This window comes from Sinomonas cyclohexanicum (genome assembly GCF_020886775.1).
Taxonomy (GTDB): domain Bacteria; phylum Actinomycetota; class Actinomycetes; order Actinomycetales; family Micrococcaceae; genus Sinomonas; species Sinomonas cyclohexanicum.
Genome location: NZ_AP024525.1, coordinates 256907 through 272903 on the forward strand (window position 1 = coordinate 256907; position 15997 = coordinate 272903).

A 15997-nucleotide genomic window follows, 5' to 3' on the forward strand; every position below is an offset into this window, starting at 1 on the left:
GTCATGAAAGCTGCCCGCTACTACGACCGCAAGGACATCCGCATCGAGGACATTCCCGAGCCTGAGCTCAGGCCCGGAACCGTGGCGATCGACGTCGCGTGGTGCGGCATCTGCGGCACTGACCTGCACGAGTACCTCGAGGGCCCGATCTTCATTCCGCCCAAGGGGTCGCCTCAGCCGATCTCGGGGGAGGAGGCGCCGGTCACGATCGGCCACGAGTTCTCGGGGACCATCACGGCGCTCGGCGAGGGTGTGACCGACCTCGAGGTGGGCCAGAACGTCGTCGTCGAACCGTACATCATCCACGACGACGTCGACACCGGGCCCGGTCAGGCGTACCAGCTCTCGAAGGACATGAACTTCATCGGTCTGGGCGGTCGTGGCGGGGGGCTCTCGCAGAAGATCGTGGTCCAGCGGCGGTGGGTCCATCCCATCGGGGACATTCCGCTCGACCAGGCCGCGCTCATCGAGCCGCTGTCCGTGGGGCACCACGCGTTTGTCCGTAGCGGGGCCAAGGCCGGGGACGTCGCGATCGTGGGCGGGGCGGGTCCGATCGGCCTGCTGACCTCGGCAGTGCTCAAGGCCTCGGGGCTGACCGTCTACATCTCGGAGCTGAGCGAGGCCCGCAAGAAGATGGCGAGGGACACCGGCGTGGCCGACGCCGTGTTCGACCCTCGCGAGGGCGACGTCGCCGAGCAGGTCCGCGCGCTCACTGGCGGCAGAGGCGCCGACGTTGGCTTCGAGTGCAGCTCCGTCCCCGCGGTCCTGGACATGCTCATGGCCACGGTGCGGCCCGGCGGGGTGATCGTCAACGTCTCGATCTGGGGCCACAGGCCGCAGGTGGACATGCCCTCCCTCGTGCTCAAGGAGATCGACCTGCGGGGCACCATCGGCTACGCGAATGACCACCCGAGCACGATCGCGCTGGTCCAGTCGGGCAAGCTCGACCTCGCCCCGTTCATCACGGCCAAGATCCCGTTGGACGCCCTCATCACGGAGGGCTACGACCAGCTCATCAACAACAACGAGCACCACGTGAAGATCCTGGTCGACCCCAACGCCTGACCATTTCGTCCGATGGTGCCCGCGTCCCTCGTGCAGGGACGGAGTTCAGCCGCGGCGCCCGCCTCGCAGCGACCGCTCGGCCGCCGCGCCGTGCTTCGCCGAGGCGGACTTCGCGGCCTTCTCCTCCGCCTCGGCCTTGACGCGGCGGGCCTCCTCGCGCACGGCGGCCATGTTGGCCCGCTCGGACTGGAGCCACTGGGGGCGGTCCTCGAGCAGCGCGGCGATTTCCTCCGTGGTGAGCGCCTCCGTGATGCCGGCGCGGGCCAGGCCCGAGATGGTCACGTTGAGCTTCTGGGCGACGACCGGCCGCGGGTGCGGGCCCTTCTCGCGCAGCTCGGTGAGCCACGCGGGCGGGTTCTCGCGCAGGGCGTCGAACTCCTCGCGCGTCACCACGCCTTCCTGGAACTCCGCGGGGGTGGCGGGGAGGAAGATGCCGAGCTTCTTCGCGGCGGTGGCCGGCTTCATGGACTGGGACGCGCCTTCGGGGTTCGAGCTCATGGATCAAGGCTACCGTTGACCCATGCAGTCCGAGAGCGTTCCGGCCCTGAAGGTCGCCTTCGTCGCGGGCGTGGCCCCCGGCAAGTGGTTCCACCGGTGGGAGGAGCGCTTCCCCGAGCACCCGCTCGCCTCCGAGATGGTCGACGATGCCGAGCAGCTCGCCGTCCTGCACGATGGCCGGGCCGACATCGCGTTCGTCCGCCTGCCCGTGGACAAGGACCGCGAGGGGCTCCACGTCATCCCGCTCTATGAGGAACTGCCGGTCGTCGTCGCGCCCAAGGGGCATGAGATCCAGGCATTCGACGAGGTGCCGCTCGCCGAGGTCCAGGGCGAGCTGTTCGAGTACGACGGCGGTCCCTCCGAGCGCCTGGACCTCGTCGAGGGCGGGGCGGGGCTCGCGATCATGCCCATGTCCGTGGTGCGGCACTTCAACCGCAAGGAGCTGCGCTACCGCCCCGTGACGGGCCTCGAGCCCTACGGCGTGGGGATCGCGTGGCGGCGGGACAATGAGGCGGAGGCCATCCAGGAGTTCATCGGCGTGGTGCGCGGCCGCGGGGCGAACAGCTCGCGGCAGGCCTCGGTCCAGCGGGACCAGCAGGAGGCCGCGAAGAAGCGGCGTGAGGACATCTCCACCTCCCAGTCCAAGGAGATGAAGGCGCGGAACGAGGCTTCCCGTGCCGGGAAGGCCGCACGCGGCGGGAAGGCCGGTGGCCGGTCCGGTGGCCGGGGGCGGACCGCCGGTGGGAAGGGTCGCCCCGGGGCCGGACGCCGCCGCGGCCGCTGAGCCCGTGGCGGCGGCCCAGCGTGAGGACCGTGGTGGTCCCCTGCAGGGCGCATCCGCCCTCCCCAGCCGAGGCGTGGGCACCTAGAGTGAGCAGAATGGAACGCCCCTCAGAGGAAACCGGCCCTGAGATCGAGGTCGTGCCCGCCAACGAGGCCTTGTGGGAGGACCTCGCGGCGGTCTTTGGCGAGCGCGGCGACCCCTCGGGCTGCCAGTGCCAGTGGTTCAAGTTCCCCCGCAGCGAATGGAAGGCCCTGGACCGAGGGGCGCGCGAAGGGCTCCTTCGCGCGCAGACCGAGTGCGGTACCCCGGGCGCCGAGGCGACCTCGGGCCTCGTGGCGTACCGGGACGGGGAGCCGGTGGGCTGGGCAGCCGTCGAGCCCCGCACCGAGTACCCGCGGTTGGCAGGAATGAAGGTCCCGTGGGCGGGCCGCGAGGAGGACAAGGAAGACCCCGGCGTGTGGGCCGTCACGTGCTTCGTGACCCGCAAAGGCTACCGTCGGCAGGGCGTCAGCCGGGCCCTCACGGCAGCCGCAGTGCGCTTTGCCCGCGAGCGGGGGGCCCGCGCCGTCGAGGGCTATCCGATGCTCGTCGAGCCGGGCAAGGAGTACACGTGGGGGGAGCTGTTCGTGGGCGTCCGGGACGTGTTCGCCGATGCGGGCTTCCGGGAGGTCAGCCACCCGTTCCCGCGTCGCGTGGTCATGCGGATCGACTTCGAGTAGGGCCGCACCGGTGGGGGAGAGGGACCCGTTCGAGGGCATGCCGGCGTTCTCGATGGGCAAGGGCCCGCCGCTCGTGGTCCTGCCGGGCCTCACGCCGCGGCACACGGTTCCCCGCGGCCCGGCGTTCCTCGCCGAGACGCGCTCCCTGGGCCCGCTCGCGCGGCGCCGGACGGTCTGGTGGGTCAACCGCCGCGAGGGCCTCGACCCCTCTGCGACCATGGCGGACATCGCTGCGGACTACGCCGAGCGGCTCCCCCGCCTCGGTCGTCCCGTGGACGTCCTGGGCATCTCGACGGGCGGGACCGTGGCGCTGCAGCTCGCAGCGGACCACCCCGAACTCGTGCGGCGCCTCGTGCTCGTGGCCTCCGGCTGCAGGCTGGGCCCGGCGGGCAAGGCAGGCCAGCGTGCACTCCTGGCCAGGATCGAGGCCGGCGACCTCCGCGGCGCCGGCGCCGAGATGGTTCGGCTCGTCGGCGTGCGCCCCGCGGCACGGAGCCTCGAGGGGTGGGCTGGCTGGCTTGTGGGGCCATGGATGTACCGAGGGTCCACTGCGGACGTCGCGGCGGTCCTCCGAGCCGAGGATGACTTCGACCTGACAGACCGCCTCGCCGGGATCGGCGTGCCGACCCTCGTGATCGGCGGCGACGAGGACACACCCTATGGCCCGGCCGTGTTCCGCGACACCGCCCGCGGCCTGCCCCGCGGCCGGCTCATCATGTATTACGGCCGCGGCCACGTGGGCGTCCAACTCACCCCCGGCTTCACCCAGGACGTCCTAGGCTTCCTCGACGCTCCCTGAGCGCGTCCGCCTACGGCGCGTCGACTCGGCCGGCGACGGCTTCCGCGAGCCGTTTCGCGACCGCGGGCCCGCCGCACGCCTCGATCTCTGCCCGCGGCCCCACGACTACGAGCTTGGTCCGTGCCCGGCTCATCCCCGTGTACAGGAGCTCCCGGCCCAGCCCGGCGTGCCATCCGTTGACGGCGAGCACCACCGCGGACCGCTCGAGACCCTTGAAGCCCTGAACACTCGAGTAGAAGACGTCCCGGTCGCCGAAGTACCCCGCCCAGTAGCCGGCCTTCCCGTGGTGCCGGATCTGGTTCTCCTGCTCGGGGTGCTTGTACTTGGTGGTCAGCAGGGCGATCTGGCCGGGGTCCCAGCCGTCGGCAATCAGGTGATCGACGGCGTCGTCCGCGGCGGCCACAGCCTCCGAGGCGGGCACGTCGATCAGCTCGACGGGCTCACCGCCGAGCCCCGGCACGCGCTGACTGTGGCCCGTGAACGCGCCGGCGAGGTTGGCGATCTGCTTCGTATTGCGCAGGTTCTCCCGGAGCGAGAGCGGGACCATGCCCAGCGGGCGGACCGGGCGGCGGTGGTAGACGGACTGGTTGGAGTCGCTGAAGACGAAGAGGCCGTTGCCGCCGCGGTCCGTCAGGAGGGCGATCACCGCCTCCCACCACAGCGGGCGGAAGTCCTGGCCCTCGTCCACGACGATCGCGTCGAAGCGCTGCTCGCGCGGCAGGGACCGGGCCGCCCGGGTGAGCGCCTGCGGCAGGCGGACGTCCCAGAAGAGCTGCGGGTCGACGTCGTGCGCTGCGGGCAGCAGGTGCGGCGCGGACGGAACTCCGAGGAACTCCGCGAGGTCGTGGAACGCGCCGACGTACTCGGCGGGCCGCTTCCACCGGCCGGCCACCTCGTTGAGGTGCCCGGCAAGCCCCTGATTGAAGCAGAGCACGGCCACGCGCCCGCCGCCCTCGGTGAGCCTCCGGGCCTGCTCGAGGGCGAGGTACGTCTTGCCGCTGCCGGCGGGGCCCTGGATGTGGAGGCGCGGCTGCTCGGCGAGGACGTCGAGGAGGACTCGCTGGTTCTCGGTGAGGTGGTCGGCGTGGTCCTCGAGCTCGACGGCGCCCGCCCGCACCGGTCCGAGGTCCTCGGTGTTCGCGAGGATCGCCGTGATGAGGTCCTCGAAGGGGCTCTCGCTCGCAACCTGCGGGGTGGTGCCTATGCCTTCGGCATGGATCGCGGCCTTGATCTTCTCGGCGAGGTGGTCCAGGTCGTCCCTGCCGGCGAGGATCGAGAGGGGCGTGCCCGGGGCGTTGAAGTCGTGGCCCACGCGGGTGAACGGGAAGACGACGAGCTCCGCGAAGCGGGCCGCGTGCGCGTCCGTGCCCGCGAGGTACTCGCGGAGCTTGTGCTTCGCCGCGCGGACCTGCCGCACCGGGTCCTCGATGGGGTGGTCCTCGCCGCGGTGGCCGCGGCTGAACCAGCGCCCGTGGGTGCGCCGCACGGTGCCGCCCTTCACCTCGAGGACGGCCACCCCCACCCCGGGCCACAGCACGAGGAAGTCGATCTCGCGCTGACCGAGATGGGCGATCTGGAGGGAATGGAACACGGTGGCCTGCTCGGGCAGCTGCGCCATGAGCCGGTTCCAGATGAGTTCCTCGCCCGTGTTCCCGCCGAACTCCGGTGCCTCCGGGTAGCTCGTCGCCATGTCCCCTCCTCGACGCGGCGCCGCAGGGGAGCCGATGAGGCGAGTCTTTCACAGCGCCGCCCCTCGGCCCGCCCTACGCGAGCAGGCGGCCGAGCGCGTCGAGGAGCGGTACCTGGCCCTTGACGAGCTTCTCGCGGGCGACCGGCTCCGTGAACCATTCCGCGCGGTCCACTTCCGGCACGTCCAGGATGCGGCCCGACCCCCGCGGCCACTCGAGTGGGAACGTGTTGCTCACGATCTGTGCGGGCGCGAAGTCCGCCTCCGCGGTGAAGACCGTGAGCCGCTTGCCGGAGGGCTGCCGGAACTCTCCGAGGTGCTTGTACTGGACGTCAGGCGGCGGGGTGCCGATCTCCTCGGCGAACTCGCGCTGCGCGGCCGCGAGCGGGCTCTCGTCCTCCTCGTAGAGGCCCTTGGGGATGGACCATGCGCGCTCGTCCTTGCGCGCCCAGAACGGCCCGCCCATGTGGGCGATCCACACCTCGAGTCCCGCGGCGCCGCCGTCCGCGCTCGGCACGCGGCGGTACAGGAGGAGCCCCGCGCTGAGAACCGTCATGGGGTTCAGGGTATAGGTCTGCGTCGGGCATCCGGGTTCAGGACCAAGGCCCCTGTAGCCAAGCCACGAAACCTACGGTTCGAGAGTGGGCCGGAGAAGTGAGGGCGACGACGATGTCTGACGCGAAGGTTCGAAGAATCTTCGCGTCACCATGGTGCGCTCCGAAGGCGGCGCCCCCATGCTGAGGGTCATGTTCTGGAGGTCACGCGATGTGACTCCCAGAACATGACCCTCAGGAGCTGGCCTCCAGGAGCTGACTCTTAGAGGTGAACGGCGTCCTTTCAGAGGTGCACGGCGTCGATCACCGGGTTCGGGTTGCCGAACCGGTGTGCCGTGACAGAGACGGCCTGCTCGTGCACAAACGGCAGGAGCTCCACCCGCCCCGCCGAGACCACTGGGTGCGCGTAGACCGCCACGTCGGGGGTGCCGTCCACGGCGTCGGCGAGGTCGCGCTGGGAGGAGGCTGCGCCGTCGCCCGCGATGAGCCGCACACGCCCCGACCCGAGCCCCGCCGCGCGCCGACGCCACTCGGCCGCGTCCTCCACACTCACCGCGACGCCGTGCCGGCGCAGCACGTCTGCCGCGGAACCGGGAAGCACGACGGCGCTGCTCACCGTCACGCGCGATCCCGCCACGAGGCCCGCGGCCGCCACCCGCAGGAGCTCGGCCACGCCGTGGCCCGAAGTCCCCGACTCGAACCGCACGGTCACCGGCAGCGCACGGTACCGGAACACGTTGCGCTCGCAGGCCAGGCCCGAGACGTCCTTGGATACGCCGAACTCCGAGGCCCACAGTGCGGCGTCGGAAGCGAGCGCGGAAGCCAGCCACGCGGCGTCGTCCGCGGTGAGGCCCGCTCCGACGGCAGCCCGCGCCGCCGCGAGCAGTTCCCCGGCGGGCCCCTCGACCCGTGCGCCGCCGCTGACGGGCGCGTCCTCCCACGAGCCGAGCCCCGCGAGGTAGTTGGGGCCGCCGGCCTTCGCCCCGGCCCCGACGGCGGACTTCTTCCACCCGCCGAACGGCTGGCGCTGCACGATCGCGCCCGTGATCCCGCGGTTCACGTAGAGGTTGCCGGCCTGGATGTTCTCGGCCCAGTAGTCGATTTCGCCGGCGTCGAGGGAGTGCAGGCCGGAGGTGAGGCCGTACTCGATCTGGTTGACGAGGGCCACTGCCTCCTCAAGCGTCTCTGCGGTCATGACGCCGAGGATCGGGCCGAAGTACTCGGTGAGGTGGTACTCGGAGCCGGGCCGCACGCCCGCGCGGACGCCGGGGCTCCAGAGCTTGCCGGACTCGTCGAGCTGGCGCGGCTCGAGGATCCAGCGCTCGCCGTCGCCGAGCTGGGTGAGGCCGCGGCGCAGCTTCTCGCCCGGCGCCTCGATGACCGGCCCCATCTGGCTGCGCGGGTCCCACGGGTAGCCCACGTGCAGCGACTGGACGGCGTCGATGAGCTGGTTCCGGAACCGCTTGGACTGCGCCACCGAGCCCACGAGCACCGTGAGCGACGCCGCCGAGCACTTCTGCCCCGCATGCCCGAACGCCGAGTGCGCGACGTCCTTCGCCGCGAGGTCGAGGTCCGCGCTCGGGGTCACGATGATCGCGTTCTTGCCGGACGTCTCCGCGAGCAGCGGCAGGTCCTTCCGGAACGAGCGGAACAGCTGGGCCGTCTCGTAGCCGCCGGTGAGGATCACGCGGTCCACGTCGGGGTGCGCGATGAGCCGCTGGCCGAGGCCTCGTTCTGAAAGCTGGACCAGCTGGAGCACCTCGCGCCCCACGCCGGTCTCGCCCTTGGCCGCCTCGAGCGCCTCCCACAGGGCCTCGACCATGACGGAGCCGGAGCGGCGCGCCTGCTTCGCGGGCTTGATCACCACGCCGGAGCCGGCCGCGAGCGCCGCGAGTGTGGACCCCGCGGGGATCGCCACGGGGAAGTTCCATGGCGGCGTGACGACAATGAGGCGGCTCGGGACGAATGCGGCGCCGTCCACGGCATCGAGCTCGCGGGCCAGGGTCGCGTAGTAGTGCGCGAAGTCGACGGCCTCGGAGACTTCCGGGTCGCCCTGGTCGAGGGTCTTGCCCGCCTCGGACGCCATGGCCTCGAGCAGGTCCGCGCGGCGCCGCTCGAGCACCCGGCCCATCTCGTCCAGCACCGCGGCGCGCTGGGCGCCCGTGAGTGCGCCCCACCTCTCGCCGGCGGTCACCGCGGTGCGCACGACGGCGTCGAGCTCGCCCTCCGTCTGCAGCGTCGCCGCGTCCGCCGTGTCAATGCCGATACGGCTATATTCCGCACGGGACATGATGGAGCGCCCCCACGCCCGGTTGGCGGGCAGGTCGGGGTCGGTGTCGGGGGTGTTGGAGAACCCCGCTCCGGGCACATCCCGTCTGGGAGTCAGCTTCTGGGAGTCACGTGAGGTAACCTTCAGGAGCTGACCCTCAGACGGGGGCTGGGAGCGGTCCTGGGTCCGGTTCGGGCCCGGCACGGTGCGCCGTCCGGAGCGGTCGGCGAACGGCGCGGCGTCGAGCGCGGCGAGCGAGGCGAGGAAGCGCTTCTTCTCACGTTCGAACAACACGTCGTTGGAGTCCAACTCGAAGACCGCGGACATGAAGTTGTCCTGGCTCGCGCCCTCTTCGAGGCGGCGGATGAGGTACGCGATGGCGACGTCGAACTCGCCGGGGTGCACCACCGGTGTGTAGAGGAGGAGGTGGCCCACATCGGCCAGGACGGCCTGGGCCTGGGCGGACGCCATGCCGAGGAGCATCTCGAACTCGATGGGAGCCTTCCGCCCGGCCAGCTCTCCGTGCCCCGCGCCGGTCTCCACGCCGCGCGCCTTCGCGAGGTGCCACGCGAGGGCCACGTCGAACAGGTTGTGCCCGGCGATGCCCACGCGGACGTTCGCGAGGCGCTCGGGGTGCAGCGCGTAGTCGAGGACCGCCTTGTACGACGTGTCGGAGGCCTGCTTGGAGTCCCAGGTCGCGGCGGGCCAGCCGTGGATCTCGGCGTCCACGTGCTCCATGGGGAGGTTCGCCCCCTTGACCACGCGGACCTTGATGGGTGCGCCGCCCGCGGCAACGCGCGCGGCGGCCCAGTCCTGGAGGTGCATCATCGCCCCGAGAGCGTCCGGCAGGTACGCCTGGAGCACGATCCCGGCCTCGAGCCCGCGGAACTCGGCCCGCTCGAGGAGCCGCGTGAAGACGGCGATGGTCAGGTCGAGGTCCTTGTACTCCTCCATGTCGAGGTTGATGAACTTGGCCCGGTCCTCTGCGGAACCCGCGGCGGCGAGCCGGTAGAGCGGGGCAAGGGAGTCGATGATGTGCTCCACGGCCTCGTCAAAGGCCCAGTGGTTGTGCGGGGCCACCGTCGAGGAGACCTTGATGGAGACATAGTCCACGTCGTCCCGCGCGAGCAGCCGGCGGGTTCCCTCGAGGCGCCGCTCGGCCTCGCCCTGCCCGAGGATCGCCTCGCCGAGGAGGTTCACGTTCAGGTGGACGCCGGGCTTGCGGATCTTGGCGATTGCGGGCCCGAGCTTCTTGTCGGACGCGTCGACGATGAGGTGGCCCACCATCTCGCGCAGCACCCGGCGAGCGATCGGGACAACGACGCCGGGCATCGCCGGCGCGAGCGCCCCACCGAGCGCGACCGCCTGCCGCATGGGCCAGGGCAGGAAGGCGGGGACCTTCGGCGCGAGTTCGCGCAGGTTCCGCGCGGCGACGGAGAGGTCCTCGGGTCGCACCACGCCGTCCACGAACCCCACGGTGAACGCGAGCCCATTGGGGTCCTTGAGCACGCCCGCGAGCTGGGCGGCGGAGGAATCGACGGGGTAGGTCGCGGCGGCGTCGAGCCACGTGCGGACCTGGGCGATCGCGGTCTCGGCGAGGTCCTGTGGGCGCACGCTCGAGGTCGGGGCGGGGGCTGGTGTTGTCATGATGCCAGTATGTGGCGCGGAACACGGAAGGAGAAGCAACGATTTATGACCGATAATGGTCAGGAATGCCGATGATTTCCGAGCCCCCACGGAGGCACCACGATGCTTGAGATCCGCCGCCTCAGGCTCCTGCGCGAGCTGAGCATCCGCGGCACCCTGGCCGAGGTCGCCGAGGCTCTCGCGTACAGCCCGTCCTCGGTGTCGCAGCAGCTTGCGCTGCTCGAGAAGGAGACGGGGGTCGAGCTCCTGCGCAAGTCCGGCCGCGGCGTCCTGCTCACCCCGCAGGCGCAGGTCCTCGTGGCCCACACCGAGGCGCTCCTCACGGACCTCGAGCGCGCGGAGGCGGCGCTCGCGGCGAGCCAGAGCGAGGTCAGCGGGACGGTGCGCCTGGCGGTGTTCCAGACGGCCGCGCTCGCCCTCATGCCCGCCGCACTCCGCATGCTGCGGGAGCGCCACCCCCAGCTGCGCGTCGAGATGGTCCAGCACGAGCCCGAGACCGCCCTGCGGGAGACGTGGGCGCGCAGCTTCGACCTCGTCGTCGCCGAGCAGTACCCCCACCATGCCGCGCCGCACTACCCGGGGCTCGACCGGCAGGGGCTCACGCGGGACACTATCCGGCTCGCCCTCCCGCCGGAGGGCTCGGGGACCGAGTACGACGCCGCGCGCCGGCTCCGTGACGCGGCGCACCTGCCGTGGGTCATGGAGCCGCACGGGGCCGCCTCCAGGCACTGGGCCGAGCAGGCGTGCCGGTCCGCGGGCTTCGAGCCGGACGTGCGGTACGAGACTGCGGACCTCCAGGCCCACGTCCGCCTCGTCGAGTCCGGCAACGCCGTGGCGCTGCTGCCGGATCTCGTGTGGGTGGGCCGGACGCCGTCGGCCCGGCTCGTGTCGCTGGACGGCGCGCCTCAGCGCACCGTGTTCACGTCGATGCGGTCCTCGGGGGTCGCGAACCCGATGATGCTCGCCGTCCGCGGCGCGCTCGAGGAGACCGCCCGGGAGCTCCTGCCGGAGTGAGCGTGCGCTCCCGGCCGGCCGTCACTTCTCCTTCTCGGAGCGCGCCATCCAGGCGACCGTGCGCTCCTGACCGGGCAGCGGCCTCCGTGCGAGCCATGCAGCCACGACGGCGCCGGAGAGGTTGTGCCACACCGAGAACACCGCGGAGGGCAGCGCGGCGAGCGGCGTGAAGTGCGCGGCGGCCAGCGTCGCGGCCAGTCCGGAGTTCTGCATGCCCACCTCGAAGGCGAGGGCCCGGCGGGCCTTGTGGTCGAGGCGGCCGATCCTGCCCGCGAGGTAGCCGAGCCCCAGGGCAGGGCCGGCAGCCCCTTCGCCACGGCCTTCTTGAGGAACGCTCGCGCCGGCCGCAGCGCACGACGGCGGGTGCGCACCCGCCGTCGTGCGCCCGCCGGGCGTGGTGCATAGCCAGGCGCTGGGCCGCGCGCGTAGTGTCGGGCGGTACGGACCGCACCCTCCCGCAGCACCCCGGCCACGACCGGACCGACGAACGGAGCACGCCATGACGGACCCTACGAAGAGCCCCGACGCGACCGAGCCGAGCATCCCGCTCGCCGGATCGGAGCGGCCCCCCGCACCGGGGCTGAGGGCGGCCAAGCCCGCGGACCCCTCGGAGCGGATCGAGGTGACGGTGGTGCTGCGCCGCAAGGCCCCGCTGCCCGAGCAGCCGTCCGCCCACCTGACCCACGAGGCGCTCGCTGAAGGCCACGGCGCAGCGGACGCGGACCTGCGGCTCGCCACCGAGACGTTCACCCGGCTCGGCGCGGAGGTGATCGAGTCGGATGCCGCGTCCCGGCGCCTGCGGCTGGCCGGGACGGTCGGGACGCTGAGCCGGATCTTCGGCACGAGCCTCGACTCCGCGACCAGCACCGGCCCCGGCGGGGAGGCCGTCTCGCACCGGCACCGGACGGGCGGGCTGAGCGTCCCGGCGTCCCTCGACGGCGTGGTGACAGCGGTCCTGGGGCTCGACAACAGGCCGCAGGCCCGCCCGCAGTTTCGGCTGATGCCCCTCGCCGCGGCCGCCACGAGCTACAGCCCGCCGGACCTCGGCACGATCTATGCGTTCCCCACCGGCACCGACGGGTCCGGCCAGACCGTGGCGATCCTCGAGCTCGGCGGCGGGTTCGGCCAGGCAGACCTGGACGCCTACTTCTCCGGGCTCGGCCTCGCCGCGCCCTCGGTGAAGGCCGTGGGGGTCGACGGGGCCACGAACCAGCCCGGCAAGGACCCGCAGGGCGCGGACGGCGAGGTGCTGCTTGACATCGAGGTGGTGGGGGCGCTCGCGCCGAAGGCCTCGATCCTCGTGTACTTCGCGCCGAACACCGATGCCGGGTTCCTCGACGCCCTCGCCACCGCCGCCCACGCCACGCCGTCGCCGTGCGCGATCAGCATCAGCTGGGGCCAGAGCGAGGACGACTGGACCGCCCAGGCCCGCAATGCCTTCGACCAGGCCCTCGCCGATGCCGCCGCGCTCGGCGTCACCGTGACCGCCGCCGCCGGGGACCGGGGCAGCACCGACGGGGCCAGCGACGGCCACGACCACGCCGACTTCCCCGCCTCCAGCCCCCACGCCCTCGCGTGCGGCGGCACCCGGCTCCAGGCCGACCCGTCCACGGGCACCATCACGTCCGAGACGGTCTGGAACGACTCGCCCACCACGTCCGCCACCGGCGGCGGGTACAGCGACGTCTTCCCCACCCCCGCGTGGCAGGGCGCGGGATCGGCGGCGCACCGCAAGCCGAAGCCCGGGCCCAACCCCCCGCACGGGCGCGGCGTCCCCGACGTGGCAGGCGTGGCCGACCCCCAGACCGGCTACCGCGTCCGCGTGGACGGCTCTGACATGGTGATCGGCGGGACGAGCGCCGTGGCCCCGCTGTGGGCGGCGCTCATCGCCCGCCTGGCCCAGGCCACGGGGAAGCGGTTCGGGCTCTTCCAGCCTGCCCTCTACGCGCAGCCCGGTGCGTTCCGTGACATCACCGTGGGCAACAACGGCACCTACCACGCCGGGCCCGGCTGGGACGCCTGCACCGGTCTCGGCTCGCCCAACGGCGCGGCCCTGCTGAAGGCCCTCGGCGGGAAGGCCGGCTGACCCGGCCCCGCGCGGCTGACTGACGCACGACGGCGGGTGGGGCCCCGCGCGGGCCGGCCCACCCGCCGTCGTGCGCGCCGCAGGGAGGGTGGGCGCCGACCCGCCGTCACATCAGCCGGTACCGCTCGATCTGCTTAAGCCTGCGCTGGAGGGAGTCGCGCCGCGGGTGGGGCCCGGCGTCGGCCGGCTCGGCCGTGAGCTCGATGTGCCCGCGGCCGTACACCCAGAGCAGGAGGTCGTCGAGGAGGCGGTCCGGGCCGGGGGAGTAGCGGTGGTCGAGGGCCTTGCGGACCTCGGTGATCCGCTCGGAGTCGAGCAGCTCAACCAGCTGGCGCGTCTCGGTCAGCCCGTGGGCGGCGACGAGCTCGGCGGCCCAGCCCCAGTCGTCGTCGACCTTGCGGTCCACGTGCGGAAGGAGCGTCTGCCACACGTCCCGGATGCGATCCGGAGTCAGGGGGGCGGCGCCCTCCCCGTCGGCGGCCCAGTAGCTGACCACAGTCTCGTAGCGGTCGTGGAGGTCGGCGAACTCCTTTTCAACCACCTCGAGCATCGCAGCGGTGGCCGTGAACTGCCGGTCGAACTGCGGGCTCCACGCGCGGGGGTCCTGGCCCTTGAAGCGGATGTCGTGCTCGATCTCGCTCCACGCGTGGGCGAACACGGTGCGGATCTGGCACTCGAAGAAGTAGGACCCGTTGGCCGGCAGCTCCGGGTTGAACGCGGCCTGGTAGGCGCGGACGGCGTCGTTGTGGATGGTCCGAAGGATCAGGTGGCGGCTCGAGTAGCCGTACGTTCCCGATTCGATCGAGCCGATGGCCTTCTCGCGGTCTCCCCGGCAGTCGAAGATCTGGCGCTGCCGCTTGATGATGTTCGCGACCGTGGTGTTCTCCGCAGGCAGCTTGGTGATGACGCGGACGCCCACCATGTCATTGAGGGTGCGGAACGGGTCCGGGAACTTCAGGGTTGGTTCCTCGCCGGGCACGGCCGGCGGGTCGAGGCGGGAGATCTTCTCCCGGAACGACTCGACGGTCTTAGTGCGCCCGGTGATGAAGAGCGGGTCCACCTCGGAGTCCTTGAACATCGCGATGAGCGTCACGAGCATGTCCTTGGTGACGTTCTTCAGCTCGGGCCGCACCCGCTCGTACGTCGCGACGGACGCGTCCACGAGTGCGCGCTGCCCGGCGTCGAGGCGGTCGTAGTTGGGGGCCATGGTCAAAACGGTAGCAATCCGCACCGACAGTCGTGCCCCAGGCACCCCGCCGAGCCTTTGGGCCCTAGCGCGGTGCGCCCCCTCTGCCGAGAGTGGTGGGGAAGGGCCCACACTGCGTGCACAGACGAGGGGATTCCCCATGAGCGCCCAAGCATCCGCAACCCATCCCGTGAAGCCCGCCGGCACCATGAATCCGGGGCATTGGGTCCTGCTGGTCCTCGGCGTGGTTCTGGCCGCCGTCGGAGGCGGGCTGACCGCCGGCGGATCGGTCCTCCTCGGCGGCGCGGCGGCGCAGCACGACGGCGGCTACGTGCTCTCGGGCACGGAGCGCCTCCGCACCACCGGGTACGCGCTGACCTCGCCCTCGGCGCGGATCGACCTCGGGGGCACTGGCGCCGCCGGGGCGCCCGGCATGCCAGCCCTCGGCGACCTCGCGGGCGTGGAGGTTCGGGCCGCATCGGCCGTTCCGGGGCAGGCGATCTTCGTGGGCATCGCGGACTCTTCCAAGGTCTCCGACTACCTCCGCGACGTCCCCAGCGCATCGGTGGGGAACGTCTCCTGGTCGATCGACGGACTCCGGCCCGGCAACCGCGTGCCGTCGGGCTCCAGGGCCAACGCCGGCGAGATCCAGCCCTCCCGGGGAACCGCACCCCCGCCGCCCCCACGGCGCAGGGCTTCTGGGCCGTCTCGGCCTCCGGGACGGGGACGCAGTCTGTCGCGTTCGACCTCAAGGAGGGCAGCTGGAGCCTCGTGGTGATGAACGTGGACGGGAGCCGGCCGGTGTGGGCGGACGTCCAGGTGGGCGTGCGGTCCAGCCTGTTCGGGCCCGTCGGCTCGGGGCTCCTGGCGTCTGGGCTCATCGGCGTGGTCGTCGGCATCGTGCTGCTGCTCTTCGGGGCCGCGGGGCTGGGTCGCGACATCGGCGCCCCGACGACTGCGGCCGATCCCGCCGCGGTCTATCCCCTTCGCTTCACCGGATACCTTGATCCTCACCTCTCCCGCGGCCTGTGGATCGTCAAGTGGCTGCTCGCCATCCCCCACGGGATCGTTCTCGCGATCCTCTGGTTCGCGCTGTTCGTGAGCACCATCGCGGCGGGATTCGCGATCCTGTTCACGGGCCGCTACCCGCGGTCGCTGTTCTCCTTCAGCGTCGGGGTCATGCGGTGGACGTGGCGGGTTGGCTTCTACACGTACTCCGCCCTCGGGACGGACCGCTACCCTCCGTTCACCCTGGCTTCGGCGGACTACCCGGCCGATCTCGACGTGCCGTACCCCGAGCGCCTCTCCCGCGGCCTTGTGCTGGTCAAGTGGTGGCTCCTGGCCCTTCCCCAGCTGCTGATCGTGGCCGCACTCACGGGCAGCGCCGGCAGCCGCGGCGCCGGGGTGTGGTGGGACACGGGCGCCGGATCGGTGGGCGCCAACGGCGGGGCGCCCCTCCTGGGCCTCCTCGTCCTCTTCGCCGCCGTGGTGGTCCTGTTCACCGGACGGTATTCGCAGGAGCTCTTCGCCTTCGTGGTGGGCATCAATCGATGGCTCTTCCGGGTCTGGACCTATGTGCTCCTGCTGCGGGACGAGTACCCGCCCCTCCGGCTCGATCAGGGGCCCACAGACCCCGCGCCCGCTTCCGGCCCGAGCAGCCAGGGCCCGAATGGCGCGCCGCCCCTGTAG

General features: G+C 72.1%; 13 protein-coding genes and 1 pseudogene. 8 read left to right on the plus strand and 6 right to left on the minus strand.

The window, feature by feature from the left end; translation table 11 throughout:
• The first annotated feature begins 3 nt into the window (after positions 1–3).
• The gene (locus SCMU_RS01240) at positions 4–1065 is read left to right on the plus strand and encodes a 2,3-butanediol dehydrogenase (RefSeq protein WP_229231157.1); all 1062 of its coding nucleotides are present in this window, start codon (positions 4–6) and stop codon (positions 1063–1065) included.
• 45 nt (positions 1066–1110) lie between these two features.
• On the opposite strand, the gene SCMU_RS01245 is transcribed toward SCMU_RS01240, so the two are convergent.
• The gene (locus tag SCMU_RS01245; RefSeq protein WP_443020366.1) at positions 1111–1530 is read right to left on the minus strand and encodes a DUF5997 family protein; all 420 of its coding nucleotides are present in this window, start codon (positions 1528–1530) and stop codon (positions 1111–1113) included.
• 55 nt (positions 1531–1585) lie between these two features.
• On the opposite strand from SCMU_RS01245, the gene SCMU_RS01250 reads away from it, so the two are divergent.
• From SCMU_RS01250 to SCMU_RS01260, 3 genes are all read left to right on the plus strand, one after another.
• Positions 1586–2347 carry a LysR family substrate-binding domain-containing protein gene (locus SCMU_RS01250; RefSeq protein WP_229231159.1) on the plus strand — a complete coding sequence of 254 codons (762 nt, stop codon included), beginning with the start codon at positions 1586–1588 and terminating at the stop codon, positions 2345–2347.
• A 95-nt stretch (positions 2348–2442) separates the two neighbouring features.
• Positions 2443–3066: a GNAT family N-acetyltransferase gene (locus SCMU_RS01255; RefSeq protein WP_229231160.1), complete on the plus strand. Its 624-nt coding sequence runs from the start codon at positions 2443–2445 to the stop codon at positions 3064–3066.
• 10 nt (positions 3067–3076) lie between these two features.
• On the plus strand, positions 3077–3865 hold the full coding sequence (locus tag SCMU_RS01260; protein WP_229231161.1) for an alpha/beta fold hydrolase: 789 nt from the start codon (positions 3077–3079) through the stop codon (positions 3863–3865).
• A 10-nt stretch (positions 3866–3875) separates the two neighbouring features.
• On the opposite strand, the gene SCMU_RS01265 is transcribed toward SCMU_RS01260, so the two are convergent.
• The 3 genes from SCMU_RS01265 to SCMU_RS01275 form a co-directional block, all read right to left on the minus strand.
• Entirely contained in the window at positions 3876–5555 is a 1680-nt protein-coding gene (locus tag SCMU_RS01265) for an NERD domain-containing protein (RefSeq protein ID WP_229231162.1), read from the minus strand.
• A gap of 73 nt (positions 5556–5628) precedes the next feature.
• Complete coding sequence (locus tag SCMU_RS01270) at positions 5629–6108, minus strand: NUDIX hydrolase (RefSeq protein ID WP_229231163.1); 480 nt, start codon at positions 6106–6108, stop codon at positions 5629–5631.
• Positions 6109–6389: 281 nt separating this feature from the next.
• The gene (locus SCMU_RS01275) at positions 6390–10022 is read right to left on the minus strand and encodes a proline dehydrogenase family protein (RefSeq protein WP_229231164.1); all 3633 of its coding nucleotides are present in this window, start codon (positions 10020–10022) and stop codon (positions 6390–6392) included.
• Between the two features lie 102 nt (positions 10023–10124).
• Here SCMU_RS01275 and SCMU_RS01280 point away from each other — a divergent pair, with 102 nt between their 5' ends.
• On the plus strand, positions 10125–11036 hold the full coding sequence (locus SCMU_RS01280) for a LysR family transcriptional regulator (protein WP_229231165.1): 912 nt from the start codon (positions 10125–10127) through the stop codon (positions 11034–11036).
• Between the two features lie 21 nt (positions 11037–11057).
• Here the strand turns inward: SCMU_RS01280 and SCMU_RS01285 are convergent.
• Positions 11058–11336: pseudogene (locus SCMU_RS01285) on the minus strand (bile acid:sodium symporter family protein); the annotation flags it as partial.
• Positions 11337–11535: 199 nt separating this feature from the next.
• Between SCMU_RS01285 and SCMU_RS01290 the strand changes: the two are divergent.
• A complete protein-coding gene (locus tag SCMU_RS01290; RefSeq protein ID WP_229231166.1) occupies positions 11536–13122 on the plus strand; it encodes a S53 family peptidase in 1587 nt (528 codons plus the stop codon).
• Between the two features lie 106 nt (positions 13123–13228).
• Here the strand turns inward: SCMU_RS01290 and SCMU_RS01295 are convergent, their stop codons facing one another.
• A complete protein-coding gene (locus SCMU_RS01295) occupies positions 13229–14329 on the minus strand; it encodes a GTP pyrophosphokinase (protein WP_229231167.1) in 1101 nt (366 codons plus the stop codon).
• 139 nt (positions 14330–14468) lie between these two features.
• On the opposite strand from SCMU_RS01295, the gene SCMU_RS01300 reads away from it, so the two are divergent.
• Positions 14469–15086 carry a hypothetical protein gene (locus tag SCMU_RS01300; protein ID WP_229231168.1) on the plus strand — a complete coding sequence of 206 codons (618 nt, stop codon included), beginning with the start codon at positions 14469–14471 and terminating at the stop codon, positions 15084–15086.
• Positions 15086–15997, plus strand: a complete 912-nt coding sequence (locus tag SCMU_RS01305; protein ID WP_229231169.1) for a DUF4389 domain-containing protein — start codon at positions 15086–15088, stop codon at positions 15995–15997. The genes SCMU_RS01300 and SCMU_RS01305 overlap by 1 nt, the downstream gene beginning before the upstream one ends.